The organism is Chryseobacterium indologenes, from assembly GCF_002025665.1.
Taxonomy (GTDB): domain Bacteria; phylum Bacteroidota; class Bacteroidia; order Flavobacteriales; family Weeksellaceae; genus Chryseobacterium; species Chryseobacterium metallicongregator.
This window is the reverse complement of the sequence record NZ_CP018786.1, coordinates 3,178,266-3,195,402: the sequence shown is the minus strand read 5'-3', so window position 1 is coordinate 3,195,402 and position 17,137 is coordinate 3,178,266. Positions and strand designations below refer to the sequence as shown.

Genomic DNA, 17,137 nt, shown 5'->3' with positions numbered 1-17,137 from the left:
CTGAAGTTTTGGTTGTTGTTTGTTGTTTTTTCATTTCTTTAAATTTGTTTAATATTAAAACACCATGTTGGGAGTTTTATGTGACGTAAAGATAAATTATACGGCCATTTGATAAACAATTTAAAAAGTAAATATTTAACTAAATTGATGTAGTTTTATCATTTAAAATACTCCTAAAATCTTCCATTTCTCCCAAAATGAAGGCTGATATGTACTATTTTCGTTTTTGATGAAAAAACAGCTCTGAAAAATGTACATTTCCACAGTTCTATGATGGTAAGCAATCGCGCAGCTTCTTGTAAACCTGTTTTTTCAAGAGAAAAATACCGTTTCAAGGATAGTTCTTATATCCTTTTCTCATTGTAAACATTAAAAGCCTGCACTGAGCTAAGCTTATAGTGAGCTTGTTGAAGGAAAGTACCGAAAGATTTTCTCTTTTTTAGACCGAACAAAATACATTATTAAATACCATCAGTGTGTTGTGTAAACTCCCCGGTAAATATTGAAAATCATTCAGAAATATTGAAGGACTATGACAGTTGTTTCTTTTGTGCAGGTGTAAGTTCGGTGGGCGAAAGCGAGGAAGGTTTTACTAAAAAAACGTATGATTTTGTTGTTCCGTTTGCTACTTCACTATTATCAATCAATCAGGCAATGACATTTATTTATGTGTCTGGCAACCGCACCGACAGCACCGAAAAAGGAAAAGTAATGTGGGCAAGGGTAAAAGGCCGCACAGAAAACGCCTTGATGAAGCTTCCTTTCAAAGATCAGTACAATTTTCGCCCTGCTATAATGAAAGGCACGAAAGGGCAAAAAAAATGTAAAAACATTGTACAAAATAATGGGCCCGTTGATTGCCCATTTATTTTCGCAAAACCTTAAAGCTTTTTCTTGCCAAGAATGGAATTCAGGCAAATGAGAATGAAGCTAAAATTATATTGGAATTGCTATATTTAGTATCGAAAAATTACAATAAGCCAAAAGAGAAAGAAATGCTAGAACCTTAATGGGATTTCAAACCAAGCTTAAATATCGATTAAATCCACTTTTAGACTGTCTGTTTCAGATGGACCAGGGATTTCACATCAAAAAATTCAAACCATAAAATATCAGGCTGTAAAAGTTTGATATAGAGATTTTATGTGTAAAAAAAGAGAGACAACTATTTGATAGTTGTCTCTTTAAGTGACCTCGACAGGATTCAAACCTGTAACCTTCTGAGCCGTAATCAGATGCGCTATTCAGTTGCGCCACGAGGCCGTTTGTTATCTTGTTGTTTAACGGTTGCAAATATACCACTTTTTTCCGTTCTTTGGAAGATGAAACAGAGAATTTTACTTTTATTTACAGTTTTAGCGCTAATTGCCTGTAAAAGAGAATCAAAAATTTCGTCCTCAGATTGGACAAATATCTCAAATCGTACCCAATACAAGGAACAGGACGGAAACCTGGAGTTGAAATCGGGAAACTTTACTTATAATTTTAAACAAAATCAAACTCCTTTCAAGAAAATCATCCTGTTGAATGCTAGTATGGCAGGGTATATTTCAGAACTGGGAGCAGAAAATGTAATCCTAGGAGTTTCCAGTCCGGAGTATATTTTTTCAGATAAAATCCAGAATCTTATTAAAGAAGGGAAAATCCAAAACGTAGGGAGCGAACAGAAATATGATGTGGAAAAGATCATCTCTATGAAACCGGATGCTATTTTTACTAATCATATTGCCAGCTTCGACAATACTTATGAACTTTTGAAAAACAATGGTATTCAGGTGATATTTCTGGATGAATACATGGAACAGAAGCCTTTGGAAAAAACGGCTTATATCAAACTTTTCGGAGAGTTTTTAGGAAAAGAAAAAGAAGCTGAAGCTAAATATCAGGAAGTGGAGAAAAACTACAATGATCTGAAAAAGCTTGCATTAACAGCAAAAGAGAAACCTGTTGTGCTTGCTAATGAAATGTATGGAGATGTTTGGTATCTTCCAGGGGGAAATACTTCTGTGGCTCATTATATTTCGGATGCCAATGCTAATTATATCATGAAGGATAATAAAGATGAAAAAGCATTGACAATGAGCTTTGAGGAAGTATATGCCAAAGCAGGAAGCGTTCAGTACTGGGTAAATGCAGGAAGCCACACTTCGAAAAAAGAAATGTTGGGTATGAATCCATTTTATGGAAAACTGGATGTATTCAATAAAGGAAAGATCTATACGATTGCAGGAAAAGAAAAACTGAAAGCGAATGATTTCTTTGAAAGCGGAGTGGTAAGAGCAGATTTGATCCTTAAAGATTATATAAAGATCTTTCATCCTGAACTTTTACCCAATTATCAGCTTACTTACATGAAAGAATTGCAGTAACTCGTACTATTTGCTTATTTTTGCCTTTCCTTTTTATCAAGTTATGTGGAAAAAAATTAAACAGCTTATCTTCATCATTCTTGTTTTGAATGTAGTTTTTATCATCTGGGGCCGATTTTTTAATCCGCCAATCACTCTTACTCAGATAGGAGGACTTTTTGAGTATGGAAAACTGCATAGAGATTACATTTCCTATGACGAAATGGGAGGTAATGTGAAAAAAGCCGTAATTGCTTCTGAAGATCAGAAGTTCTTTGATCATGACGGCTTCGATTACACAGCAATCGAAAAAGCCATGAAATATAATGAGAAAGGCAAAAAAATAAGAGGAGGAAGTACTATTTCCCAGCAAACAGCGAAGAATGTGTTTCTTTGGCAGGGCAGAAGCTGGGTGAGAAAAGGACTGGAAGCGGTGTATACTTTCATCATTGAAAAAGTATGGACTAAAGATATTATCCTTGAAAGATACCTGAATTCCATAGAAATGGGACAGGGTGTATTTGGTGTAGAGGCTGCTGCTCAATATTATTTTGGAAAATCATCCAAAGATTTAAGTACCTCAGATGCAGCCTGGATTGCCGCTGTATTGCCTAATCCAAAGAAGTATGATCCTAAGAATCCATCCCCATATTTAAGAAAGAAACATAATTGGATCATGAGACAGATGAGGAATGTGAGTTTGAAATAGTATCTTTGTACTAATGAAATTTTTTAATTCCAGCACAAATTTTGAGTCAGTTCTTAAAAAATATTTTTCTTTTAAGAACGAAACTCTTTCTTTAGAACCATTTGCAGAGTTTTTAGAGACCATAAAAGAGGCTGACTTTACAGATGTGCTCAATTTTTTCAGAAGCAATCCTAATTTTGCTGAGAACTTTAAATATTATATCCACAATATTTTTAGAGGAAGACCATTCAATCTTTCACTGACAGAAGCAAATATTCTTTCAGAAAATGCCTTCTTTCCTGAGCTTAAAAAAAGAATCCTGAACAAGGTTCTGCCACCCGTTGAAAACGAAAATACGGTATGGTACATGATCGATAACGTCAGTATGAGGCCGAAGAAGGATTTAAAATATCTGCATAATCTTCCTGAAAATGAGATCAATGAATTTTTTAATATGTTGGGAGCTTCGGATTTTATTATCCACCCTAACGTTAAAAAAGAACTTATTTTCTCTATGAACATTCTTTCCTGGAGGGTAACAGGAATGGCGATGGAAGTGGAAGTGGTTAGAATGGCCCCTCAATACAGAAATTTAGACAATCCGTTTCTTGCCCTTCAGAATGAGCTGGAAACATTGGCCGATGATCTGGTTAAAGATCCTGAATTACAACTGCATTCAAAAGACAGCCGATATAAGCAGATCAAAATCTATGCAGAACAATGCCAGGAGTTTGTGAATATTGCTTTTAAAAATTCTGCCAAATATGGTATTTCTGGGAAGATTAATCAATCTCTGTTAAAAATTCGTCAGCAGACTGAAAGAATATATGAAATCGTTCAGTTATTGGTTATTGATACAGATGAAGATATTCAGATAAAATCTAAACAGTTGATTTTTAATATTCTGAGTTATAAATCTCACAAAAATAATATTTCAGACCTGATCAATGACAGTACGAGGTTGATCTCACACCTTATTACCAATCACACTGCTGAAGCAGGAACTCATTATATTACCTCTACCCGTAAGGAATATATGACCATGTTCTACAAAGCGAGTGGTGGTGGTATTATCGTAGGAGCCCTTTGTGTTCTGAAAATGCTCTATGGATATATCCCGGGAAGTGATTTCTCACATGCCTTTCTGTATTCAATGAACTATGCGATGGGATTTGTGATGATTTATCTGATGGGTTTTACACTGGCTACAAAACAGCCGGCAATGACTGCTGCCACGATGACAAAAGTATTATCAGAAGAAGGAAATGCCCAAAGAAATAATACGGAATTTGCCCATTTGGTATCCAAATTATTCAGAAGTCAGTTCATTGCCTTTGTAGGAAATGTATTGCTTGCCTTTCCGGTAGCTCTTGCCATTATTTACGGATTGGATGTGTTTTTCTCACAAAATCTAGCCGTAGAACGCTCGGATAAATTATTAAAAGACCTTGACCCTTTTAAATCAAAAGCTATTCTGCATGCCAGTATCGCCGGATTTTATCTTTTTATTTCCGGGATTATTTCTGGAAATATCGGGAATAACTCTGTGTTTTACCAGATTCCAGAAAGAATTGCCAAAAACCTATCAATCAGAAACTTTTTCGGAAAGAAATTCGCAAAAGGACTTTCGAAATATTATGCTAAAAACTGGCCGGGAATCATTTCCAATTTCTGGTTTGGGGTTTTCCTTGGGGCAACGGCTCCGGTCGGAATGTTTTTCGGACTGGATTTGGATATCAGACACATTACCTTTGCAGCCGGAAACTTTGCTTTAGGGTTATATGGAAAAGATTTCTCTGTAGATTCCTATACATTCTGGATGTCTTTTGTAACGGTATTCCTGATTGGTTTCTTTAACTTCCTGGTGAGTTTCAGCTTGTCGATGTTCCTGGCATTCCGGTCAAGAAAAATGAATTTCGGACAGGTAAGTGAGATCTATAAAGAGATTTTCAGATATTTTACGAAACATCCGTTGAAATTCTTCCTGCCGCTTAGCTCTGGTCTGGACAAAAAAGCAGACGATTTGATGAGCAGTACTATTTCCAATAAATCAGAAGAACATTAATATAATAAAAATGCTACCCTCGGGTAGCATTTTTCTATTGTTATAGCTATTAAAGACAAATAGGAAGTAATGGGCATTTTGTAGGCAATGTTGTCCAATAAGCACATTCGTTTTCATTAGCGCAGCTTACAGCACAGCAGATCTGTCCAACTCCCCCTCCCTGTATTGTTTTTAAAGTTTTTCTTGTCAGTTTTTTTGATGCAATTGATTTTTTCATGGTAAAAATATTTATTAATGTGCATTAAAAATACGTATAAAATTGCATAAAATAAAATAATTTCAATGTTGGTGAATTATTTAAATGAATTTACATTCTACTTCTATAATATCTGAAGATCATTAAATTTCTCTACCCCAAATTTATCCTGGAATTTTTTTAGATAAAAGCTTTTCCGCATTTTAAAATCGTGTTTTAATAAGGGGGAATCAATTTTAATAATAATACATTCGTTTTCTATATTGACACTTCTAATTTCATTGAAAAGACTTTCATCAAGATATTCTTCAAGAAAATCTTTAATGTCAAAAGCAACTAGTTTATGTTCAAAACCATACATTCTGGCAAAAGATTTTACCAGTTCAGAGGATTGATATTCACGTTTTTTCTTCTTCATAGTCGGGGGGGCGGGTTTCGGGATGCGTGATTCGGGTTATTTGGTTTGTGATTATTGTGCTACTTTTTATTCCAATTTTCTATGACCCATTTTTTATAAATATTGATCTTTCCTCCCAATGTGTTGTATTCATTTCTTAATGTTTCAAATTCTGAGGAAAAATTAGGGTATAATATGATAATTTTTTCCAGATGGTTAATGGTTTCATCGTTACTCGCATGGCTGTATATCAGGAAGCGAATGTAATCATTTTTATAAGTTGATCTTCCATAGCCTTCAACAATATTTGTAATGACTGAGTCTGAAGACCTTCTTAATTGACTACCTAGTTCGAACAGTTCGTATTTAGGAAGAAGATGAGACGCTTTATGGGTTTTTAAAAATAAATCAAAAGCTTTTTTATAAATATCCAGATTTCTATAACTCATATCATTGGTGTTTTAGGATCTTAAGTTAAGATAAAAAACAGTTCAATGATAAAGAATATTAGTTTTTTAATTTATATCTACACCCATACTTATTTGCCTGCATTTAATACCTCGTAACTCGCATCCCGAATCTCTTACTAGACCTCAAAAATTATACTTTCCTCATTGATTTTCTTTACTACACTCTCCGTACGTTCTCTGTGGGTATCCGTGATGAAGATCTGTCCGAAACTTTCTTTATTAACAAGCTCAATCAATTGTGCAACTCTGGTATCATCAAGCTTATCAAAAATATCATCGAGCAATAAAATAGGAGTCTTTTTGGTGAGTTCTTTTACAAGACTCATCTGAGCCAGCTTTAAAGAGATCAGGAAAGATTTCTGCTGTCCCTGTGATCCGATTTTCTTGATTAATACATCATCCATTTCAAAAAGAAGATCATCCTTATGAATTCCTTTTGACGTGTAAGTAAGCATTCGGTCTCTCTCAAGACTTTCTTTTAAAAGGTTTTCAAAAGAATCTTCCAGTAAATGAGATTCATAAATTACTGATACGGTTTCCTTGCCTCCGGAAATAATCTGATAGAAATTCTGAACAATAGGGTTGAGCTGTTCTACAAACTCTTTTCTTTTCTTAAAGATTTTCGTTCCAAATCGGGTGATAGGCTCATCATAGATTTCCAGAGAATCTTTGTCCCAGGTTCTGTTTTTGGCAAAATATTTTAGTAGCGCATTTCGTTGCTGAATGCTTTTCTGATATTGGATGAGGTCAAAAAGATATTCAGAATCCGTTTGAGAGATCATCGCATCCAGAAATTTACGTCTGCTTTCTCCGGAATCCGAAATAAGATTAGAATCGTAAGGTGAAATCATAACACTTGGCAGGTATCCAATATGATCTGCAAGCCTGTCGTAACTTTTATCATTCTTTTTGATCACCTTTTTAGCTTCCTTAGGCTGGGTGATTCTGATGATATCCTCACTGTCTTCATTCTGAATTTCAGCATCAATGGTAAAAAAGTCTTCCTCTTGTTTAATATTGTTGAGGTCCGTATTTCCCAGAAAGCTTTTTCCTACTGATAAATAATGCAAAGCATCCAGAATATTGGTCTTTCCCACGCCATTATTTCCCACAAAACAGTTGATCTGCGGGGAAAATTCAAATTTTTTCTCGGAATGGTTTTTGAAATTGTAGAGGGAAAGCTTCTTGATAATCATTCGTCAAAAATACTCCATTATTACTAAAAATAAAAAAGGAAGTGCCGAACAAGTTTCCACTCCGAATGAGAAATAAGCGTCATCTCTTTTATTATCAGAGAAGTAGATGAGAATATAAGTTACGATGCTTGCCATAAAAAAAGATATGGCGTAAGATAATTCAAGATAGAAGATCCCAATGATGTTGCTGATGAAAACAAGTGCGTAGGCAATATATTTAGTGTTTTTCACACCTATCAGCATGGGGAAAGTCTTTACTGTATCACTGTTCATATCGCGGATATCAAAAGGAAGTACAAGTGCAGTGATAAAGAAAAAGCTGATCAGAAAAATAGGAATACTAAATTCCGGAAGGGTAAGCCAGCAGTTGACCAATGCCCACACTAATCCTACGTAGAAGACTTTCAGTAAAGGAATTTTCCGGATATACACATCAAGAAAAAAGCTATTATAAAGCAATCCCAGCACGACAATGATAAACCATTTCAGAAGTCTGATTTCATTATGATTATGAATGATTAAAAAAGCACAGATGATTCCGGCAATGGCGTTGATAATCACTATTTTGAAAAAATACCTGGTATATTGATATTTAGTATACAGATAACCACTGAAATAAGTGATGAAAATAAATGCGAAAGTAGGGAAACGGAATGTGTTTTGCTCTTTCATGAAAAATACTGCAAAAAGAGTTCCCATAAGAGAGACATAAATCTGGCTGTCTATGACGGTTTTTTTCAGTATTTTTAAGATGTTCATTTATCAAAATTAATATATATGAAAAGATTTTCCAAGATTTTTCTGCTTTTGCTTGTAATGCTAAGCTTTTCAACGGTATCCGCACAGAAATATTACGATACCCAATGGAAAAAAGTGGCTGATAACAGTGTAAAAGGAGCTTATAAATCTAATCTTCCCATTATTTTAGACATACAAAAACAAGCCATGAAAGAAAATAATGCCTTCGAGCTGATCCGTTCTCTGAAAGCGGAATTCAGTATTGTAAACCAAACCGTGGATGATGATCAGAATAATGCTGCTTCTCAGTTTTTCAAAAAAATTAAAGATGCAGAAGGTAAAATAAACGGAGACGGAAAGCTGGTATACAAAGTCTTAATGAATGGCTTTTTCATGGATTATTACAACCAGAACTCATGGAAAATAAACGGAAGAACCAATATCAATTCACAGGATGTTTCACAGATTGAAACCTGGAGTAAACTTGATTTCAAAAATTATCTGACGAAAAATTTCCAGGAACTTGATAAAGAAAAACCTGAAATGAAAAAGATCTCTCTGGGAAAGTATAAAAATATCTTTTCAGAAGCAGAAGACCTTATTTATTTCCCGACATTGTCAGATTGGTATGCAGTAAAGAAAATAGCGTTTTTATCTGAAAACAATATTTTTACCAAAAATGAACTAACCGAAAACCATACAACAATCAATGTAATTTATGATGAACTGATCGAACAGAATACAGGAAATTCCAAGCTGTATTTCATGAAAGAAAAGCTTACGGAAAACTGTAACTTCAATCATTGTAAGGATAAACTTCAGCAGCTTCAGAATCTTTTGAAATCTAATATAGAAGGAGATTATAAAGTGATGATTATGGGAGATGTGATGGATGAACTTACTAATCAGAAGAAGCCTAAAGAAGCTCTTGCATTAGCGGCACAAGCAAAAAGTGAATACCCGAAATCTCTTTTCCTGGAGAATATTAAAAGCAAGGAAGCACAGATTGTCAATCCGTATCTGACTTTAAAATATGAAGCACAGACGCAGAATAATCTGCCGATTCACTTTGTAGCACAGTATCAGAACGTATCAGAATTTACCCTGAATATTTATGAAGTGAAAGACGATTTTACTTCGTTAATTCGATATGTTCAGGATTCTTATTCCGATACTTTCAATAAACTAAAAAAGCATCTGGTAAGGAAAGAAACATTCCAGCTTCCGGATCCTAAAGATTATCAGAGTCACAAAACTTCTTTGGAGGTGAAACCGCTTCCTTCAGGAGTGTATGTTGCAGAATTTACGGTTGCTGGAACGGATATGAAAGATACAGACTCCAGACAGAATTTATATTTTCTGGTTTCCGGAAACAGAATCATTTATCAGAATAAAACGGATAGAAGCCCTCTTTCAGATGAGTTGAAATTGGTAAATAGCGAGAATGGTAAACCTTTAGCCAATGAAGGTCTTCGATTTTATGAATTTGTTTCCAATAAAACATTAACTAAAATTGAGGGAACAACCAATGCCAGCGGAGTATTTAAGCTTCCTGCTACAGATAGCAAAGAATATTACAGAACATTCCTGATTCAACAGCCTAAAACAAATGATTTTCAGATCATGCAGGTGTACGGAAACAGAGGTTATGCTGAAGATTATAATCCAAATAAACAAACCCGTTCAACGGCACAGATTTTTATTGACAGAGGAATTTACCGTCCCGGACAGACTGTTTATTTCAAGGTGGTTAATACCAGAATGAATAAAGAAGTTGAAACTGTTATTTCAGGATTAAAACAAAAAATAACGTTATTGAACACTAATAGTGAAGAGGTTTCTTCACAGGATTTCACCACCAATGAATTCGGTTCTTATCATGGAAGTTTCATTCTTCCAAAAGGAAAACTGAATGGTAATTTTTACCTGAGAATAGAAGGGGAAAGTGCTGGATATAAAAATTTCAGGGTAGAAGAATATAAAAGACCCAAATTTGAAGTAACCTTTGATCCGGTAAAAGAAGAGTATAAGTATGGCCAAACAATTGATTTGAAAGGAAAAGCCGTGATGTTCTCGGGAGTGCCTTTGAGCAATACTACAGTGAATTATGAGATCAAAAAACAAAATATCAGATGGAGATATTTCAGCTGGTATCCACAGAATGATGATAATGAAAATTCAATTTTAGGCGAAGCCAAAACCAATGAAAAAGGAGAATTTACCATTCACTTGGAACTTAAAAAAGATGAAAAACTGGAAGGGATACAAATTGATAATTATGCCATCAATGCATCCGTTACAGACATCAACGGAGAAACGCAGACTGCCGATACTCAATTAAAAGTAGCGTCGGTTTCTCATTACATTCAGGCAGAAAACATCAGCAATATTTTTACAGATGAAAATGTAAAAGTGAAGGTAGAAACCAAAAATTATAATGATCAGAATCTTAAAAAGCCATATCAGGTTAAGCTATCAAAACTAACTGCTCCGGATAGGATTTTCAGAGAAAATTTCAAGTCTGATGTTCAGAATCTGCCTAAATATTCAAAAGAAGAATTCATCAGCAGATTCCCACACGATCTTTTTGATAAAAATGATGAGATCAAAAACTGGAAAACGGAAAAAGTACTGATTGAAAGACAGCAGCAGCCATCCGCTGACAATGCTCAATTTTCAACCAACCTTGATTTAGGAAAACTGGAAACAGGAGATTATGAACTTGAACTTTTCAATATTGAAGGAAAAGATACGATCAAAACGTCACAATATTTCAGTGTTTGGGATAAAACAGCTTTAAAACCCACTCAGAAAACATTCCTTACGGTTATCGCTCCGAAAGAAGAATTATCCAGAGGAGAAAAAGCAAAAGTGTATGTTTACTCGGCTGTTCCTGATGCTTTAATCAATGTTTTTGTGCAGGACGGATCCGGAAAAACCATTTCAGAAGTTCATCAGATGAAAAACGGAGTATTAGAATATACGGCTGAAATTCCTAAAGATAAAAGTGTCTCAGATCTGAATCTTCAGTTTCAGCTGGTAGCATTTAATGATGTGAATACAGAATCTGTTTCTTTAAAAATAAAAGATACTGAAAAACCTTTGAAAATTGAAACCGTTACTTTCAGAGATAAACTGGAACCGAATTCTAAGGAAAAATGGACAGTAAAAGTAACTGGAAATGATAATGAAAAGATCAATGCTGAAGTATTGGCGAATATGTATGATATGTCTCTGGATCAGTTTGCTAAAAACACGTACAGCTGGAGAAAACTATATACTCCATTTGTAATGGTGACTTCTTATGGAATCAGAAATTATCTTCAGCAGCAAAACTATCAGAAGAGATTAAAATACTTTGAAGACAGATATATAACTGTTCCTCAGTTTAACTGGTTTGATGGAAATTATTATTCAATTTCAAGGGAAACTATAGTAGGATTTAGCAATCAGGAAGGAGTTAAAGCTCCGGCTTATGCACCACCTCCGTCACCAATTGCTGGTGCTAAATTTAAAACAGCAAGAGCTGCTGTTGCAGAAGATAGAATTGAGGTGATGCAGAATGTTGTTCCTGAGCCTGTAAAAGCTCCGAAGGTAGAAACTTCTCCTCCTGGATCTTCTGAAGAAAATCTGGCTAAAGTAGCTGTTCGTAAGAATCTAAACGAAACGGCATTCTTCTATCCGGATCTGAAAACCGATGCAGAAGGTAATGTAAGCTTCGAGTTCACTTCTCCGGAAGCACTGACAAAATGGAAACTGATGTTTCTTGCCCACACCAAAGATGCAAGAGCAGCGACATTAGAAAAAGAAGTGGTAACGCAGAAAGAATTCTCTGTAACTCCTAACTATCCAAGATTCCTGAGAGAAGGAGATGAACTCAATCTGCAGTCGAAACTATCCAATCTTACCGATAAAAAACTAAGCGGTTCTGCGGAATTACAGATTTTAGATGCCTTCACCAATGAAAATATTTCTTCTAAATTCGGAATGAGTTCAGGAGGACAAAACTTTAGCTTAGCTGAAAATGGAAGCAGTGCACTGACATGGAAATTAAAAGTTCCGGACAATGTTTCTTCTGTTATTTTCAAAGTGGTAGCAAAAGCTGGAGCGTATTCGGATGGAGAGCAGCAGGCTATTGCGGTATTGCCAAACAGAATGCTGGTAACGGATGCTGTTCCTGTATTTGTAAAAGAAGGAGAGACCAAAACATTTGTACTGGATAACCTTAAAAATAATACCTCTACAACAGCTTCTAATGTTTCCAATACGTTAGAACTGACAACCAATCCGATCTGGGAGATCATGTTTGCCCTTCCAAGTCTGAAAAATGACCAGAATAACTCTGCAGATGTTATCTTTAATAAATGGTTTGCTGATGTATTGGCTTCGGAAATATTCAAAGCAAATCCAAAAATGAAAACGGTTTTTGAGGAATATCAGAACAAGGGATTATTAAATTCAAATCTTGAAAAGAATCAGGAATTAAAACAATTGTTGCTGGAAGAAACACCATGGGTGCTGGAAAGTAAAAATGAAGGTGAACAGATGCAGAAACTGGCATTACTGTTTGATGTCAATACCATGAAAAATTCTATCAATCAGGATTGGGATGAGTTTAAAAAACTGCAAAATCCTGACGGTGGATTCTCATGGTATCCTGGTTATCCAAGTTCTTACGGAACGTCATTGTATATCCTTAAAAACTTAGGGAAAATCAATTCCTGGTTAAAAGATAATGTGAAAGATTATCAAAATGCTGATCAAAAAGTACTTGTTGCTAAATTGATCCAGTATGTAGATAATGAGGTGAATAAATATTTTGATGCTAAAAAAGGAAATGTCTGGAACAACTGGGCAATGGATTATCTTGATACCAGAAACTATTGGGAAAAGCAATATCCATTGAAAGGAAAAGGTGCTACCTTGAAAACATTGGTGAAACAAAAGGCAAAAACAGCGAAAATCACCGACTTTACATTCTTCGGACTTCACCGTGCTGCATTATTAATGAACGATTATGGTCTGAAAGATGTGTCTGCAAAGTTGATGACTTATCTTAAGGAAACTTCTACAGATACCAAAACACAAGGGGTCTACTGGAAACAGAACCTGAATGATTGGGGATGGTTCGGCTCGAAAGTAGTCAACCATGCCGGAGCATTGGAAGCTTTCAATAGGTTACAATCTAACGACCAAAACTTTATTGAAGATGTGAAAATCTGGCTGGTAACCCAAAAAGAAGTTAACTCATGGGGAAGTTCAAGAGGAACAGCTGAGGTGATCTTTACCATTTTGAATTCGGGAAAATCATGGACGGGAACAGAAAGTGATAAAGCAACAATTGTTTGGGGTGGAAAAGAACTAGTTCCTCAGACACAAGCTACAGGCTACGTGAAATCGACAGTGAAGCCAGGAGCTATAGATAAAAACCTAGCCACTGTAACTGTAACGAAACCTGGTCCTGGAATTGTTCAGGGAGGATTGTTCTGGCAATATTATGAGGATCTTGATAAAATAAAATCTTCAGAAAACTATATTTCTGTGACGAAAGAGCTTTATAAAAAAGTGAAAACTGTAAACGGAGAAGAACTTCAGAAAATCTCTTCTGAAACACCGTTGAAAGTAGGAGATAAAGTAACCGTAAGAATGATTCTGAACACGGACAGAGCCATGGAGTTTATTCATATTAAAGATATGCGTGCAGCAGGATTCGAGCCTGTAGATGTATTATCCGGATACCAGTGGAAAAATAATCTTGGGTACTATCAGTCTACCAAAGATGCCTCTACCAATTTCTATATTCAGTATATGCCGAAAGGAAAATATGTTTTTGAATACGATGTGGTCTCCAATGCATCAGGAAAATTCTCCAACGGAATTACAACGATGCAGAATTATTACGCACCACAGATGAATGCGCATACAAAAGGAAGTAATGTAACAATTTCAGAGTAACTGATCAACATAGAAAACTGTAGTAAATTTTTTTACTGCAGTTTTTTATTTCTAAATTTTTAATAAAAATAGAATGAAATCGAAAAATCAAACAATTGTTTAATTTTGGAATGATTTTTGGAATTAAGATAGTAGCAATTAAAAAAATTATTAAAAGATGAAATTTTCTAAAACTTTAATCACAGGGTTAGTATTAATGGCTGGAGTAAATGCTTTCGCACAAAAGAAAGCAGAGAAGTTTGAAAAACTACAGATTGAAATGTTCCCCAAAGCAAAAGAAGGATATAAGCAAGTATATATTCAGCTTCCCGTAGCAAAAAATGAAAACGATTTGAAAGTTGAACTTTTTGTAGGAGCTGAAAAAATGTTAGACTGTAACAACTATTTCCTGATGGGAGAAATGAAAACTCAGGATCTTCAGGGATGGGGATACAACTATTATGAAGTAGAATCTAAAGGAGAAACCGCAGGAACACTGATGGGTTGTCTGGATAAAAAACAGACTAAAAAGTTTGTGACTTTAAAACCTGAAATTGTAAGATATAACAGTAAACTTCCATTGGTATTCTACGTACCGAAAGACATTGAAGTTCGTTACCGAATTTTACGCCCTGATGCTGGCATGAAAAAAGCAGTTCAAAAATAAATCAGCTTATTATAATTATACAGAAAACTCCTCACAGTGATGTGGGGAGTTTTCGTTTTTTCAGAATAAGATAATTCGTCATGTTCTTTGCTTAGTGAAACGCCTTTGCGCACGAGTTCAAAGCTATCCATAATGCTTTTGCGAACATTGCGTTGTAATATAAGTTTCGACTAAAGCCCATTCCTATTGAATCCTCATTCTCAAAAATTTTACTGATTTTTATTTCAGAGCTTAAGCATCCAGTTTGCTATTCCGTAGGAATCCAGCCTCCAAAATTTAAAATATAAAGAGAATAAGTCCAGTTTTATTCAATAGAAATGGGCTTTAGCCCATTTAATAAATAATTTAAATTCCTTTGGCTTTAGCCCAAACTTACACTCAATTTTACAGCGAGCAGATTATTTATTATCAAAGTTTATCCACTCCATTTCTCGTTCCACAGGAATCCGGTTTCCAAAATTCAAAATCAAAATAAAAGAAGAAGGTGATAATGTATCCATTTCTCAATGGCTTTAAGTTTGGGCTAAAGCTGCTGGAAATTTTGTTCTCATTAAACGGGCTAAAGCCCGTTCCTATTGAATTGATTAGTTTGGATAGAGTTTTATCGAATCCTTTTGTTGAGTATCACGCCTTTGCGCTCGTTTTAAAGCCAATTCATAATCCCTTTGCGATCATAGCGTTTTTCTTCCAAGAACCTATCTACATCCTTTATCATTCCGCAGGAATCCAAATTTCAAAATTCAGTATAAAAAATTTATAGATATTTTTTAGTTATAATACTCTCATATCCCTTTATTTATTGATAAAATAGTTCTCAATTGAGTATGGAAAAAGTAGAGTTAAGTAATTTTTCAAAGTTTTTTAGTTTTTAATTAACATTTAAACGCTTTGCCCAAAACTTTATTTTGTAGGGCTTTAAACTTAAACGTATTTTAAACTTAGTTTAAATTCACGGTATTGTAGAATTATCTTTAAGGATTTTAACAATTTTTGCATTATATTTGTTATAAACATAAACCATGAAAAACAATTTATTGATTTTTACGTTTAGTTTTTTTGCTTTCCCCGCTTTTGGCTGGGCACAGTCTGCGCCGGATTTTAAAGAACTTCTGGATAGTGCTATGGTTCGGGACTCGAACCTCAAAATGCAGATTACCCAAAACAAACTTACCGATCTTGACGAACACAAACTCAAGGATATCTTTCTTCCAACTCTGGAATTAAGTGGTAAGGCTGGCTATCTCAACGGAACAGCAAGACTGACGTCACCAGAATTCAATCTCGCTCCCTTTATCAATATCCCTGAAGGGGCTTTCAACAATAATTTCAATGTTTCCGGATTTTCAGGTATTACCAAGGCAGATGCCAAAATGCTGCTGTATTCAGGAGGAAAGGTGAAGTACATGAAAAAAGCGGTGGAAGAAAAGAAAAAGTCTGAAGATATCCTTCTGGAGAAAACAAAAGATGAGGTGATTGCTACTATTTCTAAAGCATATGACCAGCTAGCTCTCATTCATCAGTCTAAAAAAGTTCTGGATGAAAGTAAAAAAAGACTGGATATCAACAGAAAAACTGCGGACAAAGCGCTTGGCTATGGTTTGATAACACCTTATGATCATAAGAAAATCGAGCTGGCCCAAGCTACTTTAGATGCTAAAATGGTAGAATATGAAGGGAAAAAAGAATTGCTTCTTACCCAGCTTTATATTTTGACAGGGATTCAAAGAGACAGGCTCAGAATGATTGATCCTGTATTATCTCCTGTAGAATTGTTGGCTGCAGAAAAAGGAATTGAACAAAGAGCAGAAATCCGTGCACTGGAACATGGGATCAGTGCTGCAGACTATAAAATAAAAGCAGAAAAAACGTGGATGATTCCCAAAGTACAGCTGATGGCTTCTGCTTATTATATCGGATTGTATGGAAACAGAATAAAGTCCTCAGAAAATGTCATTCCTGCTGTGCCAATTCTTGGATATGAAGGAAAAAAGCTGGACTGGAGACCCAATAATATCAACGTGTTTCCATTGATTACGGCAGGTGTCGGTTTTAAATGGGAGATCTTCGATGGTAAAGAAGGAAAACATGCAGAAGAAACAGCCAAAGTTGGGAAAGAAGTATTGCAGAACCAGAAAGAAGACGCGCTGAAGAAGCTGACGTTGAATCTGGCCAATAATCAAACCAATTACGATATTGCTTCTGCACAGATTACCTTGAAAGCCAAAGAAAAAGAGCTGGCAAAAAATGCGTTGGTACAGGCCGAAAAAGAATTCAGATACGGAATGAGCAAATCTTCACAGCTTATTGATGCAGAAAACGACCTGGAAGCTTCCGAACTGGAATATCAGAATGCCATTTTCAACCAGAGAAGAGCGGGAATAGAACTGATGAGGTCTACCCAGGAGCTGGATATCACCAAATTTTATTTAATCCCTTAA

General features: G+C 35.2%; 12 protein-coding genes and 1 tRNA gene. 7 read left to right on the top strand and 6 right to left on the bottom strand.

The window, feature by feature from the left end:
• The first annotated feature begins 522 nt into the window (after window positions 1-522).
• Window positions 523-885: a nucleoside-diphosphate sugar epimerase gene (locus BUE84_RS14555; RefSeq protein WP_145953256.1), complete on the top strand. Its 363-nt coding sequence runs from the start codon at window positions 523-525 to the stop codon at window positions 883-885.
• 304 nt (window positions 886-1,189) lie between these two features.
• On the opposite strand, the gene BUE84_RS14545 is transcribed toward BUE84_RS14555, so the two are convergent.
• Window positions 1,190-1,263 (bottom strand) — tRNA-Arg (locus BUE84_RS14545).
• A gap of 59 nt (window positions 1,264-1,322) precedes the next feature.
• Between BUE84_RS14545 and BUE84_RS14540 the strand changes: the two genes are divergently transcribed.
• Genes BUE84_RS14540 through BUE84_RS14530 form a run of 3 tightly spaced genes read left to right on the top strand, consistent with a single transcriptional unit; the run spans window position 1,323 to window position 5,101 of the window.
• Window positions 1,323-2,369: an ABC transporter substrate-binding protein gene (locus BUE84_RS14540; protein WP_167595393.1), complete on the top strand. Its 1,047-nt coding sequence runs from the start codon at window positions 1,323-1,325 to the stop codon at window positions 2,367-2,369.
• A 43-nt stretch (window positions 2,370-2,412) separates the two neighbouring features.
• A complete protein-coding gene (gene mtgA / locus BUE84_RS14535; RefSeq protein WP_079242256.1) occupies window positions 2,413-3,057 on the top strand; it encodes a monofunctional biosynthetic peptidoglycan transglycosylase in 645 nt (214 codons plus the stop codon).
• Between the two features lie 13 nt (window positions 3,058-3,070).
• Window positions 3,071-5,101, top strand: coding sequence for a recombinase (locus tag BUE84_RS14530; protein ID WP_079242255.1), 2,031 nt, complete (start codon window positions 3,071-3,073; stop codon window positions 5,099-5,101).
• Window positions 5,102-5,150: 49 nt separating this feature from the next.
• Here BUE84_RS14530 and BUE84_RS24425 read toward each other — a convergent pair whose 3' ends face one another.
• The 5 genes from BUE84_RS24425 to BUE84_RS14510 form a co-directional block, all read right to left on the bottom strand.
• Window positions 5,151-5,318, bottom strand: coding sequence for a hypothetical protein (locus BUE84_RS24425; protein WP_157885754.1), 168 nt, complete (start codon window positions 5,316-5,318; stop codon window positions 5,151-5,153).
• A 103-nt stretch (window positions 5,319-5,421) separates the two neighbouring features.
• Window positions 5,422-5,715, bottom strand: coding sequence for a hypothetical protein (locus BUE84_RS14525; protein ID WP_079242254.1), 294 nt, complete (start codon window positions 5,713-5,715; stop codon window positions 5,422-5,424).
• 59 nt (window positions 5,716-5,774) lie between these two features.
• Window positions 5,775-6,143: a four helix bundle protein gene (locus BUE84_RS14520; RefSeq protein ID WP_079242253.1), complete on the bottom strand. Its 369-nt coding sequence runs from the start codon at window positions 6,141-6,143 to the stop codon at window positions 5,775-5,777.
• A gap of 137 nt (window positions 6,144-6,280) precedes the next feature.
• Complete coding sequence (gene recF, locus BUE84_RS14515; RefSeq protein ID WP_079242252.1) at window positions 6,281-7,360, bottom strand: DNA replication/repair protein RecF; 1,080 nt, start codon at window positions 7,358-7,360, stop codon at window positions 6,281-6,283.
• A 3-nt stretch (window positions 7,361-7,363) separates the two neighbouring features.
• The gene (locus BUE84_RS14510) at window positions 7,364-8,119 is read right to left on the bottom strand and encodes a hypothetical protein (protein ID WP_079242251.1); all 756 of its coding nucleotides are present in this window, start codon (window positions 8,117-8,119) and stop codon (window positions 7,364-7,366) included.
• Window positions 8,120-8,137: 18 nt separating this feature from the next.
• Here BUE84_RS14510 and BUE84_RS14505 point away from each other — a divergent pair, with 18 nt between their 5' ends.
• The 3 genes from BUE84_RS14505 to BUE84_RS14490 all read left to right on the top strand — a co-directional run bounded on the left by BUE84_RS14505 (window position 8,138) and on the right by BUE84_RS14490 (window position 17,137).
• Entirely contained in the window at window positions 8,138-14,053 is a 5,916-nt protein-coding gene (locus tag BUE84_RS14505; RefSeq protein WP_079242250.1) for an alpha-2-macroglobulin family protein, read from the top strand.
• A gap of 157 nt (window positions 14,054-14,210) precedes the next feature.
• Entirely contained in the window at window positions 14,211-14,699 is a 489-nt protein-coding gene (gene eco, locus BUE84_RS14500; protein WP_079242249.1) for a serine protease inhibitor ecotin, read from the top strand.
• A 1,019-nt stretch (window positions 14,700-15,718) separates the two neighbouring features.
• The gene (locus tag BUE84_RS14490; RefSeq protein WP_079242247.1) at window positions 15,719-17,137 is read left to right on the top strand and encodes a TolC family protein; all 1,419 of its coding nucleotides are present in this window, start codon (window positions 15,719-15,721) and stop codon (window positions 17,135-17,137) included.